This window comes from Pseudomonas rhizozeae (genome assembly GCF_031583775.1).
Taxonomy (GTDB): Bacteria; Pseudomonadota; Gammaproteobacteria; order Pseudomonadales; family Pseudomonadaceae; genus Aquipseudomonas.
Window position 1 is genome coordinate 56,942 of the sequence record NZ_JAVLSB010000021.1, and the last position, 17,202, is coordinate 74,143.

12 protein-coding genes are annotated in these 17,202 nt (G+C 61.9%); 10 read left to right on the forward strand and 2 right to left on the reverse strand.

Annotation, left to right across the window (positions count from 1 at the left end):
• Window positions 1–84: 84 nt before the first annotated feature.
• Window positions 85–1,188 carry a choline metabolism transcriptional regulator GbdR gene (gene gbdR / locus RG836_RS04535; protein WP_259497202.1) on the reverse strand — a complete coding sequence of 368 codons (1,104 nt, stop codon included), beginning with the start codon at window positions 1,186–1,188 and terminating at the stop codon, window positions 85–87.
• A gap of 594 nt (window positions 1,189–1,782) precedes the next feature.
• Window positions 1,783–3,159 (reverse strand): L-serine ammonia-lyase, encoded by a 1,377-nt coding sequence (locus tag RG836_RS04540; RefSeq protein WP_310843558.1) that lies wholly within the window; start codon window positions 3,157–3,159, stop codon window positions 1,783–1,785.
• A 437-nt stretch (window positions 3,160–3,596) separates the two neighbouring features.
• Here RG836_RS04540 and RG836_RS04545 point away from each other — a divergent pair, with 437 nt between their 5' ends.
• From RG836_RS04545 to dbpA, 10 genes are all read left to right on the forward strand, one after another.
• Window positions 3,597–4,544, forward strand: a complete 948-nt coding sequence (locus tag RG836_RS04545; protein WP_310843559.1) for a choline ABC transporter substrate-binding protein — start codon at window positions 3,597–3,599, stop codon at window positions 4,542–4,544.
• Window positions 4,545–4,610: 66 nt separating this feature from the next.
• A complete protein-coding gene (gene choW, locus RG836_RS04550) occupies window positions 4,611–5,456 on the forward strand; it encodes a choline ABC transporter permease subunit (protein WP_310843560.1) in 846 nt (281 codons plus the stop codon).
• Window positions 5,453–6,631, forward strand: a complete 1,179-nt coding sequence (gene choV / locus RG836_RS04555; protein ID WP_310843562.1) for a choline ABC transporter ATP-binding protein — start codon at window positions 5,453–5,455, stop codon at window positions 6,629–6,631. The genes choW and choV overlap by 4 nt, the downstream gene beginning before the upstream one ends.
• 180 nt (window positions 6,632–6,811) lie before the next feature.
• Window positions 6,812–7,405 carry a transcriptional regulator BetI gene (gene betI, locus RG836_RS04560; RefSeq protein ID WP_310843563.1) on the forward strand — a complete coding sequence of 198 codons (594 nt, stop codon included), beginning with the start codon at window positions 6,812–6,814 and terminating at the stop codon, window positions 7,403–7,405.
• A 109-nt stretch (window positions 7,406–7,514) separates the two neighbouring features.
• A complete protein-coding gene (betB, locus tag RG836_RS04565; protein ID WP_310843564.1) occupies window positions 7,515–8,987 on the forward strand; it encodes a betaine-aldehyde dehydrogenase in 1,473 nt (490 codons plus the stop codon).
• A gap of 215 nt (window positions 8,988–9,202) precedes the next feature.
• Entirely contained in the window at window positions 9,203–10,906 is a 1,704-nt protein-coding gene (betA, locus tag RG836_RS04570) for a choline dehydrogenase (RefSeq protein ID WP_310843565.1), read from the forward strand.
• A gap of 324 nt (window positions 10,907–11,230) precedes the next feature.
• Window positions 11,231–12,673, forward strand: a complete 1,443-nt coding sequence (locus RG836_RS04575) for a TldD/PmbA family protein (RefSeq protein ID WP_310843567.1) — start codon at window positions 11,231–11,233, stop codon at window positions 12,671–12,673.
• Entirely contained in the window at window positions 12,673–14,010 is a 1,338-nt protein-coding gene (locus RG836_RS04580; protein WP_310843569.1) for a TldD/PmbA family protein, read from the forward strand. The genes RG836_RS04575 and RG836_RS04580 overlap by 1 nt, the downstream gene beginning before the upstream one ends.
• A 40-nt stretch (window positions 14,011–14,050) precedes the next feature.
• Complete coding sequence (mdtD, locus tag RG836_RS04585; protein WP_310843570.1) at window positions 14,051–15,571, forward strand: multidrug transporter subunit MdtD; 1,521 nt, start codon at window positions 14,051–14,053, stop codon at window positions 15,569–15,571.
• A 156-nt stretch (window positions 15,572–15,727) separates the two neighbouring features.
• Window positions 15,728–17,065, forward strand: a complete 1,338-nt coding sequence (gene dbpA / locus RG836_RS04590) for an ATP-dependent RNA helicase DbpA (RefSeq protein WP_310844436.1) — start codon at window positions 15,728–15,730, stop codon at window positions 17,063–17,065.
• Window positions 17,066–17,202 lie beyond the last annotated feature (137 nt).

Consider the following 17,202-nt stretch of genomic DNA (forward strand, 5'->3'; position numbering starts at 1 on the left):
ATCAGACAGAACGCGTGATGAGGTTTAGGGGCTGCTACGCAGCCCAGCGGGAGCAAGCTCCCTCGCCACAAAAGCGTGTTCGATCTACAGCCTTACACTGGCAAACGTTGATTCATTGCGCGCCTGGCTCAGGGCTGACAACGGGCCGGACAGCGGTGACAGCACCATCGCTTGCGGCAGCGGCATCATTGCCACTTGCTGGGTGGTGTTGGAGCCGACGCGTTCGTCGCGCGGCGGGATGCCGAAGTATTCGCGGTAGCACTTGGAGAAGTGCGGCGTGGAGACGAAACCGCAGACCGACGCCACTTCGATGATCGACATGGGCGTTTGCTTGAGCAGTTGCCGTGCACGAATCAGCCGCAGCTTGAGGTAATAGCGCGACGGCGAGCAGTGCAGGTATTTCTGGAACAGCCTTTCCAGTTGACGACGCGACACGGCGACATACACCGCCAGTTCGTCGAGGTCGATTGGCTCTTCGAGGTTGGCTTCCATCAGCGCGACGATTTCCTGCAACTTCGGCTGGTTGGTGCCGAGCATGTGCTTGAGCGGCACGCGCTGGTGATCCTGTTCGTTGCGGATACGCTCGTAGACAAACATCTCCGAGATCGCGGCGGACAGTTCACGGCCATGATCACGGCTGATCAGGTGCAGCATCATGTCCAGCGGTGCGGTGCCGCCGGAGCTGGTGAAGCGATTGCGATCGAGGGTGAACAGACGAGTGCTCATCGCCACGCGCGGAAAGGCTTCCTGCATCGAGGCCAGGCATTCCCAATGCACGCTGCAATCGAACCCATCGAGCAGACCGGCGCAGGCCAGGGCCCAACTGCCGGTGCAGACCGCGCCGAGGCGGCGCGACTGGCGCGCCTGGCTTTGCAGCCATGACACGTGTTCGCGGGTGACGGTACGTTGAATGCCGATGCCGCCGCAGACAATCACTGTGTCCAGGGCCGGGGCTTTGTGCATGGAGCAATCGGGGGTGATTTGCAGACCGTCACTGGCCCAGACCTGACCGCCATCGACGGTGAGGGTGGTCCAGCGATACAGCTCGCGACCAGACAATTGGTTGGCCATGCGCAGTGGTTCCACGGCGGAGGCCAGAGAAATCAGCGTGAAATTGTCCAGCAGCAAAAAGCCGATGGATTGAGGCGCACGGTTCTGGGGTTGGGCCCCGGAGTTGAACGACGTCATCGCGGTATCTCCTCACACAAAGCGGGTGATGGCCTCAGGCGGAGGCTCTTGTTATTGCCAACGTTCTCGCAGGGGAGACGGGCTTTGTTATGACAGAGCAATTGCCATGCCTAAACTTGAATGGGTATTCAATAACTCCTGAAAACGACCTGTGGATGTGTCTATATATGACGCGCAGCGAGTAGGGGTTATAAGTGACATCATTGCCTGCGAATGCGCTGCCGCGCCGGGTGTGAGCAAATCGGTAGCACTTGTGGGAACAGGGCTGCGGGGGTTTTCACGGAGTGTCACCACAAGCACGGGTGACGGACGGTCGGCACGGGATTGGATCACTTGGGCGGATCACGTCGCTTATCTGAGAGCGACGCGCTAAAAGGTGGCGTGTTTGAGTCGACGTGTGCATTTAGCGCGCAGTTTTGACTGTTCTGATCTTGTGGCGAGGGAGCTTGCTCCCGCTCGGCTGCGCAGCGGCCGCTATGTGGTTTGTGTTGAATCTGCAGTTGTTGGTTTTTGGGGGCCGCTTCGCGGCCCAGCGGGAGCAAGCTCCCTCGCCACAGGGTTTCATGGGTACCAGAAGTTCATTGGCCGAAGCAGTCAGCACTCCACCGCACTCACCGCCAACCCACCCCGCGATGTCTCTTTGTATTTATCGTGCATGTCCGCCCCGGTATCGCGCATGGTGCGGATCACCCGATCCAGCGAGATAAAGTGTTGGCCGTCGCCCCGCAAAGCCATTTGCGCGGCGTTGATTGCTTTCACTGCGGCGATTGCGTTGCGCTCGATACACGGCACTTGCACCAGCCCACCCACCGGGTCGCAGGTCAGACCGAGGTTGTGCTCCAGGCCGATCTCTGCGGCGTTGCACAATTGTTCCGGGGTCGCGCCGAGGATTTCCGCCAGCCCCGCCGCCGCCATCGCGCAGGCCGAACCCACTTCGCCCTGGCAGCCCACTTCGGCGCCAGAGATCGACGCGTTCTTCTTGCACAAAATCCCCACCGCCGCCGCGCCCAACAGGTAATCGACGACATTGGCGTCGGTCACCGCTTCGCTGAACTTCATGAAGTAGTGCAGCACCGCCGGGATAATTCCCGCCGCGCCGTTGGTCGGAGCCGTGACCATGCGCCCGCCGGCGGCGTTCTCTTCGTTGACCGCCAAAGCGAACAGGTTGACCCACTCCATGGCGCTCAGGGTCGAGCCGATCACGTTCGGTTTGCCCAGCTCTTGGAGGCTGCGGTGCAACTTGGCAGCACGCCGCCGCACGTTCAAGCCGCCCGGCAAAATGCCTTCGTGCTTGAGGCCCTGCTCGACGCAATCCTGCATGGCCCGCCAGAGCTTCATCAGGCCGGCGCGGATTTCTTCCTCGCTGCGCCAGACTTTCTCGTTGGCCATCATCAGTTCGGCAACCCGCAGGTTGTGCTTCTGGCACAGGCTGAGCAGTTCGGCGGCGCTGGAGAAGTCATAAGGCAGCACGGTCAGGTCGCTGTCGACCACGCCACTGGACGCCTGCGCCTGGTCGACGACAAAACCGCCGCCGACCGAATAGTAGGTGTCGCGATGCAGCTCGCCGTCGGCGTCTTGCGCCACCAGGGTCATGGCGTTGGGGTGGAACGGCAGGTTCTCGTCGAGCAGGCGCATGTCCCGCGCCCAGATAAACGGCACCGGGAAACGCCCATCGAGCATCAGCGTATCGGTTTCGCGCAGGGTCGCGATGTGCAGGCCGATCAGCGACGGATCGATCGCATCCGGCCACTCGCCCATCAGGCCCATGATCGTGGCGTTGTCGCTGCCGTGACCGATGCCGGTGGCGGACAGCGACCCGTAGAGCTGCACTTCGACACGCCGCACCTGTGCCAACAGATCGCGCTCGCGCAATGCCTGGACGAACAGCGCAGCCGCGCGCATCGGGCCGACGGTGTGCGAACTGGACGGCCCGATGCCGATTTTGAACAAGTCGAAAACGCTGATAGCCATTGCTGCCGATCTCCAGAAACCTGCGCATCCAGGCGCGCCGAAGCGCCCGGTGGCGAAGCTGCTACGCTCAAACCGCAGTCCGCCGGGATGGCCGCATGATCTAGTTTTTGTCTCGGGGTTCTGCGTCTCACACCGACGCACTCATGCTCAGCAACGTCGCCCTCGGGCAGTGGCGCGTTTTCACGGTTTATTTACGGTCCAGAGCGGCAAAAAGGGCTGAAACTAGCTGTAAACGACCTCACCGACACTGGATGCGACCATCCCTGTACTGGATACGACCCACCCTGTAGGCGTCAGATTTTCACTGGTACATGATCGTAGCGACTCGATTGTTGGGCGCCGTGGTAGAGCTGTCTCCAGAACGCCATCCAACCGCAACCTATAAGTGCGGTGGTCCAGTCGGAACACTGCCAAAAAAAACATCAAGGAGTCCACCCATGAAAGGTTCCCCGTCGTTGTTGTTGGCCGCCCTATTCAGTTTGCCGTTCCTGGCGCAGGCCGCCGAACCGGCGCAGTGCAGCACCGTTAACTTCTCCGATGTCGGCTGGACCGACATCACCGCGACCACGGCCACGACCAGCGTCGTCCTTGAGGCCCTGGGCTACAAGACCAAGACCACGATGATCTCCGTGCCGGTGACCTACAAGTCTCTGGCCGACGGCAAGAACATGGACGTGTTCCTCGGCAACTGGATGCCGACCATGGAAAACGACATCAAGGCCTACCGCGAAGCCGGCACTGTCGACACTGTGCGCACCAACCTCACCGGCGCCAAATACACCCTGGCCGTGCCGCAAGGGCTGTACGACAAAGGCCTGCACGACTTCGCCGACATCGCCAAATTCAAGAAAGAACTCGACGGCAAGATCTACGGCATCGAGCCGGGCAACGACGGCAACCGCCTGATCCAGAGCATGATCGACAAGAACGCCTTCGGTCTAAAAGAAGCCGGGTTCAAAGTGGTCGAGTCCAGCGAAGCCGGCATGCTGTCGCAAGTCGACCGCGCGCAGAAGCGCAACACCGACGTGGTGTTCCTGGGCTGGGCGCCGCACCCGATGAACACCCGTTTCAAAATTCAATACCTGACCGGTGGCGATGATTTCTTCGGCCCGGACTTCGGTGCCGCCACTGTCGCGACCAACACCCGCAAGGGCTACGTCACCGAGTGCAGCAACGTCGGCCAGTTGCTGAAGAACCTGGAATTCACCGTGGACATGGAAAGCAAGCTGATGGGCAACATCCTGGACGACAAGATGAAGCCTCAAGCCGCCGCCAAGGCCTGGCTGAAAAACAATCCACAGGTCCTCGATACCTGGCTCGCTGGCGTGACCACCATTGACGGTAAACCAGGCCTGGAGGCCGTGAAAGCCAGTTTGGCCAAGTAATCGCTTACGCCGAGGGGGCTTGCTCCCTCGGGCTGTTTATTTCCTTGCATGCGGACGTTCACTACCATGCTGATTGATCAGAAAATCCCTTTAGGCCAGTACATCGCGGGCTTCGTTGAATGGTTGACGCAAAACGGCGCCAACACCTTCGACGCAATCGCCGTGACACTGGAAACGATGATCCACGGCGTGACGTTTGCGCTGACCTGGTTCAACCCGCTGGCATTGATCGGCCTCATCGCACTACTGGCTCACTTCATACAACGCAAATGGGGACTGACGGTTTTCGTCATCGCCTCCTTTCTGCTGATCCTCAACCTGGGGTACTGGCAGGAAACCATGGAAACCCTCGCCCAGGTGTTGTTCGCCACCCTGGTCTGCGTGGTCATCGGCGTGCCGCTGGGCATCCTTGCCGCGCACAAACCGATGTTCTACACCATGATGCGTCCGGTACTGGATCTGATGCAGACCGTACCGACCTTCGTATACCTCATTCCTACCCTGACCCTCTTCGGGCTGGGTGTGGTGCCGGGTCTGATCTCTACGGTGGTGTTCGCGATTGCCGCGCCGATCCGCCTGACGTACCTGGGCATCCGTGATGTTCCCGCAGAATTGATGGACGCCGGCAAGGCCTTCGGCTGCTCGCGCCGTCAGTTGCTCGCCCGCATCGAGCTGCCCTACGCGATGCCAAGCATCGCGGCCGGTATCACCCAGTGCATCATGCTGTCGCTGTCGATGGTGGTGATCGCCGCACTGGTGGGCGCCGATGGCCTGGGCAAACCCGTGGTCAACGCACTGAACACCGCCGATATCGCCCTGGGCTTTGAAGCCGGGTTGGCGATCGTGCTGCTGGCGATCATGCTCGACCGTATCTGCAAACAACCCGACGCCAAAGTAGGGGGTGACGCATGAGCATAATTCGCTTCGAAGACGTGGACGTGATCTTCACCAAGGATCCACGCGAGGCCCTCAAGCTGCTCGATCAAGGTTTGACCCGCAGCGAAATCCTGAAGAAAACCGGGCAGATCGTCGGCGTGGAAAAGGCCAGCCTGGATGTCGAAAAAGGTGAAATCTGCGTACTGATGGGCTTGTCCGGCTCGGGTAAATCCAGCCTGCTGCGCTGCATCAACGGTCTGAACACCGTCAGCCGCGGCAAGCTGTTTGTCGAGCACGAAGGCAAGCAGATCAACATTGCTTCCTGCACACCCGCCGAACTGAAAATGATGCGCACCAAGCGCATTGCCATGGTGTTCCAGAAGTTCGCCCTGATGCCTTGGCTGACGGTGCGCGAGAACATCAGCTTCGGTCTGGAAATGCAGGGCCGCCCGGAAAAAGAACGGCGCAAACTGGTCGACGACAAACTCGAACTGGTAGGCCTGACCCAATGGCGCAACAAGAAGCCTGACGAGTTGTCCGGTGGCATGCAGCAGCGTGTCGGCCTGGCCCGCGCCCTGGCGATGGACGCCGACATTCTGTTGATGGACGAACCCTTCTCGGCCCTCGACCCGCTGATCCGCCAAGGCCTGCAAGACGAACTGCTGGAGCTGCAGCGCAAGCTGAGCAAAACCATCGTGTTCGTCAGCCACGACCTCGATGAAGCGCTGAAGCTCGGCAGCCGTATTGCGATCATGAAAGACGGGCGGATTATCCAGTACAGCAAGCCGGAAGAGATCGTGCTCAACCCGGCGGACGATTACGTGCGGACCTTCGTCGCCCACACCAACCCGCTGAACGTGTTGTGCGGCCGCAGCCTGATGCGCACCCTCGACAACTGCAAACGCATCAATGGTTCGGTGTGCCTGGACCCAGGCGGCGATTCCTGGCTCGACCTGGCCGAAGGCAACACCATCAAGGGCGCACGCCAGAACGGCGCGGCGCTGGACCTGCAAAACTGGGTACCAGGCCAAGCGGTAGAAGGCCTGCAACGCCGGCCGACACTGGTGGACTCGAACATCGGCATGCGCGATGCGCTGCAGATTCGCTACCAGACCGGCAACAAACTGGTGCTGCACGACAACAACCACGTGGTCGGGATTCTCGGCGACAGCGAGCTGTACCACGCCTTGCTGGGCAAGAACCTGGGGTAAGCAACGCCAGACACAAAAACGCCGCGAGAGGATCGCGGCGTTTTTGTTAGTGCCGTTATCTGCCTTGCAATGCTGACTGCTGATTTTTTATTGATTGAACGTTCAATCAAAACAAAATAGACTGGCCGTCAATCCGGTGGACGCTCGACGTCCGTCGGCAGTCTTAAGGAGATGTGCAAGATGCCCAAGGTCGGTATGCAACCCATCCGCCGCCAGCAGTTGATCGAAGCCACGATGCAAGCGGTGGATCAGGTCGGCATGGGGGACGCCAGCATTGCGCTGATCGCCCGTTTGGCTGGTGTCTCGAACGGCATCATCAGTCATTACTTTCAGGACAAGAACGGCTTGATCGCCGCCACGGCGCAGCACCTGATGACGGTGCTCAGCGAGAACGTCACCGCGCGCCGCCAGGCACTGGAGGACAGCAGCCCACGGGCGCACCTGCAGGTGATCATCGAAGGCAACTTCGACGCCAGCCAGGTCAATGGCCCGGCGATGAAAACCTGGTTGGCCTTTTGGGCCACCAGCATGCACCACCCGTCTTTGCACCGGTTGCAGCGGATCAACGATCACCGTCTGTATTCCAACCTGTGCTGCCAGTTCCGCCGCGTGTTGCCACTTGATCAAGCGCGCAGCGCCGCCCGAGGCCTGGCTGCCCTCATTGACGGTTTGTGGTTGCGCGGCGCGCTGTCGGGAGACGCTTTCGACACCGAGCAGGCGCACCAGATCGCTTACGAATACATGGATTTTCAATTGGCCAAGCAGGTGAGTTAGAGCACAGCAGACTGCTCGACCCCTGAACCGCCACTGATCAGCGCTACCCCGGACAACGGGATGTGCCCAGTGGTCCACGCCAACCACTCAATGCATTAGCGAGGACTTTATGGCCCGTTTCGAACTGCAAAAACTCTACATCGATGGCGGCTACTGCGACGCCAGCAGCGACGCCACTTTCGAAGCCATCAACCCGGCGAACGGTGAAGTCCTCGCCCAGGTGCAACGCGCTACCCAGGCAGACGTCGAGCGTGCAGTGGTCAGCGCTGAAAAGGGCCAGAAAATCTGGGCCGCCATGACCGCCATGGAGCGTTCGCGCATCCTGCGTCGCGCCGTCGATATCCTGCGTGAGCGCAACGACGAGTTAGCCGCTCTGGAAACCCTAGACACCGGCAAATCGTTCTCCGAAACCAAGTACGTCGACATCGTCACCGGCGCCGACGTGCTGGAATACTACGCAGGCCTGGTGCCAGCCATCGAAGGCGAACAAATCCCGCTGCGCTCCACGTCGTTCGTCTACACCCGTCGCGAGCCGCTGGGCGTGGTCGCCGGTATCGGCGCGTGGAACTACCCGATCCAGATCGCCCTGTGGAAATCCGCCCCGGCCCTGGCTGCCGGCAACGCGATGATCTTCAAGCCGAGCGAAGTCACCTCACTGACCACACTGAAACTGGCCGAGATCTACACCGAAGCGGGCGTGCCGGCGGGTGTGTTCAACGTCTTGACCGGCAGCGGCCGTGAAGTCGGCACCTGGCTGACCGAGCACCCGCGCATCGAGAAAGTCTCGTTCACCGGCGGCACCGATACCGGCAAGAAAGTCATGGCCAGCGCCTCGAGTTCGTCGCTCAAGGAAGTCACCATGGAGCTGGGCGGCAAGTCGCCGCTGATCATCTTCGACGACGCCGACCTCGATCGCGCCGCCGACACCGCGATGATGGCCAACTTCTACAGCTCCGGCCAAGTCTGCACCAACGGCACCCGCGTGTTCGTGCCGACTCAACTGAAAGCCGCGTTCGAAGCCAAGATCGCCGAGCGCGTTGCGCGTATCCGCATTGGCAGCCCGGAGGACGAAAACACCAACTTCGGCCCGCTGGTCAGCTTCGCCCACATGGAAAGCGTGCTGGGCTACATCGCCAAAGGTAAAGCCGAAGGCGCCCGCGTGCTGTGCGGCGGCGAGCGCTTGACCAACGGTGAATTCGCCAAAGGTGCATTCGTGGCACCGACCGTGTTCACCGATTGCACCGACGACATGACCATCGTCCGTGAAGAAATCTTCGGCCCGGTGATGAGCATCCTCACCTACGACAGCGAAGAAGAAGTGATCCGCCGCGCCAACGACACCGACTTCGGCCTGGCCGCTGGCATCGTCACCCAAGACCTGAACCGCGCCCACCGGGTGATTCATCAACTGGAAGCCGGTATCTGCTGGATCAACGCCTGGGGCGAGTCCGACGCGAAAATGCCGGTCGGCGGCTACAAGCAGTCGGGCGTGGGCCGTGAGAACGGCATCAGCTCGCTGAACAACTTCACGCGCATCAAATCGGTACAGGTCGAGCTGGGCGATTACGTCTCGGTGTTCTGATAGATCGGAGCCGGAGTGGCTGCTTTTGTGGCGAGGGAGCTTGCTCCCGCTGGGCTGCGAAGCGGCCCCTCCTCTAGGCCCCGCCTTTCTTCAGACACACCACAGTCGCTGACTTTGCGACTGCTGCGCAGCCGAGCGGGAGCAAGCTCCCTCGCCACAGGGTAGGTGGCGCCTCGGCTGTGGCGACCTGACCACTTTCAAAGAGGGTGCATTCAATGTCCCAAGAATTCGATTACATCATCATCGGTGCCGGCTCGGCCGGTAACACCCTGGCGACTCGTTTGACTGAGGACGCCGGCGTCACCGTCCTGCTGCTCGAAGCCGGTGGCCCGGATTACCGCCTCGACTTCCGCACGCAAATGCCCGCCGCGCTGGCGTTCCCGCTGCAAGGCCGACGCTACAACTGGGCCTACGAAACCGATCCCGAGCCGCACATGGACGGTCGGCGCATGGAGTGCGGTCGTGGCAAAGGCCTGGGCGGCTCGTCGTTGATCAATGGCATGTGTTACATCCGCGGCAACGCCATGGACTACGACAACTGGGCCAAGCTTCCCGGCCTGGAGGATTGGGATTACCTCAACTGCCTGCCGTATTTCCGCAAAGCGGAAAGCCGCGACATTGGGCCCAACGACTACCACGGTGGCGACGGCCCGGTCAGCGTGACCACGCCCAAGGCGGGTAATAATCCGCTGTTCCACGCCATGGTGGAGGCCGGCGTGCAGGCGGGTTACCCGCGCACCGAAGACCTCAACGGTTACCAGCAGGAAGGCTTCGGGCCGATGGACCGCACCGTGACGCCGAATGGCCGTCGTGCCAGCACCGCGCGCGGTTACCTGGACATCGCCAAGAAGCGCTCGACCCTGACCATCGTCACCCACGCCCTCACCGACAAGATCCTGTTCGACGGCAAGCGTGCAGTTGGCGTGCGTTATCTGATCGGCGCCGCTGAAGAGCGCGTTGAAGCCCGCGCCCGCAAAGAAGTGCTGCTGTGCTCCGGCGCTATCGCGTCGCCGCAGATCCTGCAACGCTCCGGCGTCGGCCCGGCTGAGCTGCTGAACACGCTTGACATTCCGGTGGTCCACGACCTGCCCGGCGTTGGTGAAAACCTGCAGGATCACCTCGAGTTGTACCTGCAATACGCCTGCACCCAACCGGTGTCGCTGTACCCATCGCTGCTCTGGTACAACCAGCCGGCGATCGGTGCCGAATGGCTGTTCAACGGCACCGGCATCGGTGCCAGCAACCAGTTCGAGGCTGGTGGTTTCATCCGCTCGCGTCCGGAATTCGATTGGCCGAACATCCAGTACCACTTCCTGCCGGTGGCGATTAACTACAACGGCAGCAACGGGGTGAAAGAACACGGTTTCCAGGCGCACATGGGTTCCATGCGTTCGCCGAGCCGCGGCCGCGTGCAGGCTAAGTCCAAGGACCCGCGCGAGTACCCGAGCATCCTGTTCAACTACATGGCCACCGAGCAGGACTGGCAGGAGTTCCGCGACGGCATCCGCCTGACCCGCGAGATCATGCAGCAGCCGGCGCTCGACCCGTTCCGTGGTCGGGAAATCAGCCCGGGCATCGAGGTGCAGACCGATGAGCAACTCGACCAGTTCATCCGCGAACACGCTGAGACCGCTTTCCACCCCTCGTGCTCATGCAAGATGGGCACCGATGACATGGCCGTGGTCGATGGCGAAGGTCGCGTGCATGGGATGCAAGGCCTGCGGGTGGTCGATGCGTCGATCATGCCGATCATCACCACCGGCAACCTCAACGCACCGACGATCATGATCGCCGAGAAAATCGCCGACAAGATCCGTGGCCGCCAGCCATTGCCACGCAGTACCGCCGACTATTACGTCGCCGGGGACGCGCCGGTGAAGGGTAAGGCGATGCGTGAAGTGATGCCTGTTGCTCAATAAGTCGTAATACCGCGTCACGGCTAATCGCTGGCAAGCCAGCTCCCACAGGGTTTCGCGTTGTTCGCAATCATTGCGTTCACCCAAAAAACTGTGGGAACTTGCAGGAGATGAGGCCGTGTGTTCACCCAAAAAAACTGTGGGAGCTGGCTTGCCAGCGATGAGGCCTAGCCAGGCAGTACATCTTCATCTGACACACCCAGGTAAACACTCCTACACTCCCTCTTCACTTGATCCTATCCCCCGCGCAGGCCTACTCTAGTGCCGCGCAATCGTTTCATCCCCTCGCAAAACCGCCACACCGCTCCCCACCATGGAGGTTCCCGAATGTTCGACTTCCACCCCCAGCTCAAGCAGCGCGTGGCTGCCTTGCGCACGGGCGCCGAGTTCTTTTCGGTGCGCTACGTGCGCGAAGCCGGGCAGTATTTGTCGGTGCGCAAGAATGTCGCCGAACCGCCCAGCCTGAGCCGTGATGAAGGGGCGATGTTGACCGTCCGTGTCAACGGCGTCGAAGCCTATGCCGCCACCAACGACCTGTCGCAGCAAGGCCTGCAGGCGGCCCTCGACCGCGCCGAGCAACAGGCCCGACGCCTCAAACCGCACGCCTTGCTCGACCTCAGCGAGCAGGATGTGTCCAGCGCGCGCGGTGATTACCTGTCGCCGCACCTCGAGCAGCCCTTCCCGTCCCTGAGCGACTGCTACCAATTGCTCGGCGCCGAGTCCGCCTCGGTGCCCAGGGACGAGCGCCTGGTCAACTGGCAGGTGAGCATCGGGATCACCGACGTCGAACAGATCTACCTCAACAGCGCCGGCGCCGAGTTGCGCCAGGCCCAGCGCTTCGTCTACCCGAGCCTGGACGTCACCGCCTACGACGGCCACGACAGCCAGACCCGCACCCTGGGCCGCGAAAACTTTGGCCAGCAGGGCGGCTTCGATGTGATCAGTCGCTGCGGCCTGATTGGCGCCGGGCCGAAGATCGCCGAGCAGGCGCTGCAATTGCTGCTGGCGCCAAACACTCCATCCGGCCCGCGCGACCTGCTGCTGATGCCCGACCAGATGATGCTGCAAATCCACGAATCCATCGGCCACCCGCTGGAACTGGACCGCATCCTCGGCGACGAGCGCAATTACGCCGGCACCAGTTTCGTCAAGGTCAGCGACTTCGGGCACCTGCAATACGGTTCGCAGTTGCTCAACGTGACATTCGACCCGGAGATCCCCGAACAACTGGCCAGCTACGCCCATGACGACGACGGCAGCGCGGCCTGCAAGCAGTTCCTGATTCGCGACGGGTTGCTGATCCGGCCACTGGGCGGCGCGCTGTCGCAGTTCCGTGCAGGCATGGAAGGCGTCGCCAACAGCCGCGCCTGCAGCTGGAACCGACCGCCGATCGACCGCATGGCCAACCTCAACATCGAGCCTGGCGATCAGCCGCTGGCGGAAATGATCGGCGGCATCGAACACGGCATTCTGATGAGCACCAACCGCTCGTGGTCGATCGACGATGCGCGCAACAAATTCCAGTTCGGCTGCGAGTGGGGCCAGTTGATCGAAAACGGCGAACTCAAAGGCGTGGTCAAGAACCCCAATTACCGGGCGATTTCTGCGCATTTCTGGAAGAGCCTGCGGGCGGTGGGCGATGCCAGCACCTTCAAGGTGTTGGGCACGCCGAACTGCGGCAAGGGCGAACCGAACCAGGTGATCCGCGTCGGCCATGCCTCGCCGGCGTGCGTGTTCAGCAACATTGATGTGTTTGGAGGGGACGCCTGATGCCGACGTCGAACAATCAAGCGGCACTGTTCAAGTCCTTGGTCACCTGGCTGCAGAGTGCCCTGCGCGAGCCTGAACAATTCACCCTCAGCTACGCCGCCGAGTCCTCGGCCTTCGTGCGTTTCAACCACGCCAAGGTGCGTCAGGCCGGACAGGTGCAACAGGCCAGCGTCGGTTTCAAACTGATCAACGACGGACGCCACGCCGACCTCGACATTACCCTGTCCGGTGACCCGCAAACCGACGTGCAGCGTTTGTCCGAAGGCTTGCAACAGTTGCGCGACACCTTGCCGTTGCTGCCGCCGGATCCGTACCTGCTGCTCAATCACAACGGCTGGCAGAGCCAGAACGTGCAGGACCATCCGTTGCCGGACACCGAACACGTGGTGGCACAAATCGCCCAGGCCGCCGAAGGGCTGGACTTGGTCGGCTTCTACGCCGCCGGGCCGATCAGCCGCGGTTTTGCCAGCTCTTGCGGGGCATTCGGCTGGCATCAGGCGAACAGCTTCAATTTCGATTTCAGCCTGTTCCATGCCAACGGCCAAGCGGTGAAAGCCAGCTATGCCGGGCATGCCTGGAGTGACCAAGGTTTCACCAGCCGTTTCGCCCAGGCGCGGGAACAGCTGGAACATCTGGGTCGCCCGTTACGTACCTTGGCGCCGGGGCAATACCGCGCCTACCTGGCACCGGCGGCGCTGGAAGAAATCGTCGGCATGTTGTGCTGGGGCGGGTTTTCCGCGCAGTCGATTGCCAGTAAAAGCAGCCCGTTACAGAAACTTTATAGTGGCGATCAGTCGTTCAGTCCGTTGCTGTCGCTGGATGAGAAAGTCAGCGGCTCCCTGAGCCCGGCGTTTTCCGGCGAAGGGTATCCGCGCAGCGATCTGGCCTTGATCGTCGCCGGCCAGGCCGGGGCGCAATTGGTCAGTTCCCGCAGCGCTGCCGAGTACGGCCTCACCGCCAACGGTGCCGACGGCGGTGAATCCCCCAGCGCGCTGAACATGGCCGCCGGGACCTTGCCGCAGAGCGAGATTCTTCGCCAACTGGGCACCGGGCTGTACATCAGCAACCTGTGGTACCTGAACTTCTCCGACCAACCGGCGGCGCGCCTGACTGGCATGACCCGGTTCGCTACGTTCTGGGTCGAGAACGGCGAGATCCAGGCGCCGGTCAGCACCATGCGCTTCGACGATAGCGCTTTCAGCCTGCTTGGATCGCAACTGGAAGCATTGACTGCGGAGCGGGAATTGCTGCTGTCGGCCAGCACTTACAGCCAACGAGCGACGGCGTCGGCGCTGTTGCCGGGGGCGCTGGTCAGCAGACTGACTCTGACGCTGTAGACACCGCAAGCCTGTGGCGAGGGAGCTTGCTCCCGCTTGAGTGCGCAGCACTCATAAAATTTTCGGGCCGCTGCGCAGCCCAGCGGGAGCAAGCTCCCTCGCCACAACCGCATCACTCACAAACAGAGGTCCCATGCCCAACCGCCCACCTCTCGACCCTGTTACCGCCCGCTGGTTGCCGTGGGTCGTCGCTATTGCGTTCTTCATGCAGTCCCTCGACGGGACCATCCTCAACACCGCGCTGCCGGCCATGGCCCGCGATCTGGCCGAAGACCCGTTGCGCATGCAAGGCGTGGTCATCGCCTACATGCTCACCGTCGCGCTGCTGATCCCCGCCTCGGGCTGGATCGCCGACCGCTTCGGCACCAAGAAGATTTTCTTCGGCGCGATCCTGCTGTTCAGCATCGGCTCCTTGCTGTGTGCGTTGTCCAGTTCTTTGGGCATGCTGATTGGCGCGCGTGTGGTTCAAGGCCTGGGCGGCGCCTTGATGTTGCCGGTCGGGCGTTTGGTGGTGTTGCGCGCGTACCCGCGTTCGGAGCTGGTGCGGATCATGGGCTTCATCACCATTCCCGGCCTGCTCGGCCCGTTGCTCGGGCCCACGACGGGCGGCTGGATGGTGCAATACCTGTCGTGGCACTGGATCTTTTTGCTCAATCTGCCGGTCGGGGTGATCGGTTGCTACGCGGTGTGGAAATTCATCCCGGACCTGCGCGGCAGCGAGCGCACGCGCTTCGACGGCATCGGGTTCCTGCTGTTCGGTGCGGCGATGGTGCTGATCACCATCGCTATGGAAGGCCTGGGCGAACTGCACCTGCCGCACTTACGGGTGATGTTGCTGCTGTTCGGCGGCATGGCGTGCCTGGCGGCGTATTGGCTGCGCGCCGGGCACATCGATAACCCGCTGTTTGCGCCGTCGCTGTTCAAGACCCGGACCTTTGCCGTCGGCATCCTCGGCAACCTGTTTGCCCGCCTGGGCAGCGGCGCCCTGCCGTTCCTGGTGCCGCTGTTGTTGCAAGTGGCGCTCGGTTATTCACCGTCCCAGGCCGGCATGAGCATGTTGCCGCTGGCGGCGGCGGCGATGTTTGCCAAGTCGGTGGCGCGGCCGCTGATCGAGCGTTTCGGCTACCGCATCGTGCTTACCGGCAACACCCTGGCGCTGGGGATCATGCTGGCGAGCATGGGCCTGGTCAGCGAGCAGACGCCATACTGGCTACTGCTGGGCCAATTGGCGATCCTCGGTGCGATCAACTCGCTGCAATTCACCGCGATGAACACCGTGACCCTGATCGACCTCGACGATGCCAGCGCCAGCAGCGGCAACAGTTTGCTGTCGGTAGTCGCCCAGCTGTCCCTGAGCCTGGGCGTGGCCTGTGCCGGTGCGTTGCTCGGTGGATTTACCGCAGAAGTCGGCAATGACGGGGTGGACACCGTGCTCGGCGCATTTCAGCTGACCTTCGTCACGGTCGGGATCATGGCGATGCTGGCGGCGACGATTTTTTCCCAGCTGTCGACCAATGACGGGCGACGGGTCAAGCGCCCCGAAGAACATATCGAGCCCTAGGATGCGGTCATTCCATGCCCGCGCCTGGCGACTTCTCGTCAGGAAACTGCGGGCCAATGGCCACGGGCCTGATACACTGCGCGACATTTTGTTTTGCAGGCCCGTCCCGTGACCACCATCGCCACCGCTTTTAATACTTTGCCGCTGTCCGCCGCCATGCTGGCTAACCTCGACTCCCTCGGTTATGCCCAGATGACGCCGATCCAGGCGCAAAGCTTGCCGGTGATCCTCAAAGGGATGGACCTGATCGCCCAGGCCAAGACCGGCAGCGGCAAAACCGCGGCGTTTGGCATCGGCCTGCTGAACCCGATCAATCCGCGCTTCTTCGGTTGCCAGGCCCTGGTGATTTGCCCGACCCGCGAGCTGGCCGACCAGGTCGCCAAGGAAGTCCGGCGCCTGGCCCGTGCCGAAGACAACATCAAGGTCCTGACCCTGTGCGGCGGCGTGTCGTTCGGTCCGCAGATCGCTTCCCTGGAGCACGGCGCGCACATCATCGTCGGCACGCCGGGGCGCATTCAGCAGCATTTGCGCAAGGGTTCGCTTGTGCTTCATGGCCTCAATACCCTGATCCTCGATGAAGCCGACCGCATGCTCGACATGGGTTTCTACGATTCCATCGAAGAAATCATCGCGCAGACCCCGGAGCGTCGTCAGACCCTGCTGTTCTCCGCGACCTACCCGACCGGCATCAAGCAACTGGCCTCGAAGTTCATGCGCACGCCGCAAATCGTCAAGGCCGAGGCCTTCCACGACGACACGCAGATCGAGCAGCGTTTCTACGAGATCTCCCCGGACGAGCGCATGAGCGCCGTGACTAAAGTGCTCGGCCACTTCCGCCCGGCGTCCTGCGTGGCGTTCTGCTTCACCAAGCAGCAAGTGCAGGAAACCGTCGATCACCTGACCTCCAAAGGTATTTCCGCGGTCGGCCTGCACGGCGACCTGGAACAGCGTGACCGCGACCAGGTGCTGGCGATGTTCGCCAACCGCAGCACCTCGGTGCTGGTGGCCACCGACGTCGCCGCCCGTGGCCTGGACATTGATGCGCTGGACATGGTGATCAACGTCGAACTGGCTCGCGACTCGGAAATCCACATTCACCGGGTTGGCCGCACCGGACGCGCTGGCGAGAAAGGCATCGCGATCAGCCTGGTGGCGCCGTCGGAAGCACACCGCGCGCAGTCCATCGAACAACTGCAGAAAGCGCCGCTGAACTGGGACCAGATCAGCAACCTGACCTCCCAGGGCGGCGCCCCGCTGCTGCCGGCGATGAGCACCCTGTGCATCGGCGCTGGGCGCAAGGACAAGGTCCGCCCGGGCGACATTCTCGGCGCCCTGACCGGCGACGCCGGCATCCCTGGCGCCCAGGTCGGCAAGATCGCGATCTTCGATTTTCAGGCCTACGTGGCCGTGGAGCGCGGCGTCGCCAAACAGGCCTTGCAGCGCCTGAACGACGGCAAGATCAAGGGCCGCTCGTTGCGCGTGCGGATCCTGTAAGAGCACCGCAATCCCCCTGTGGGAGCGGGCTTGCTCGCGAATGCAATCTGTCAGTTGGCTCATAGACTGACTGACACACCGCTTTCGCGAGCAAGCCCGCTCCCACAATTAGTTTTGTGGTGACACATCAAGAGGAC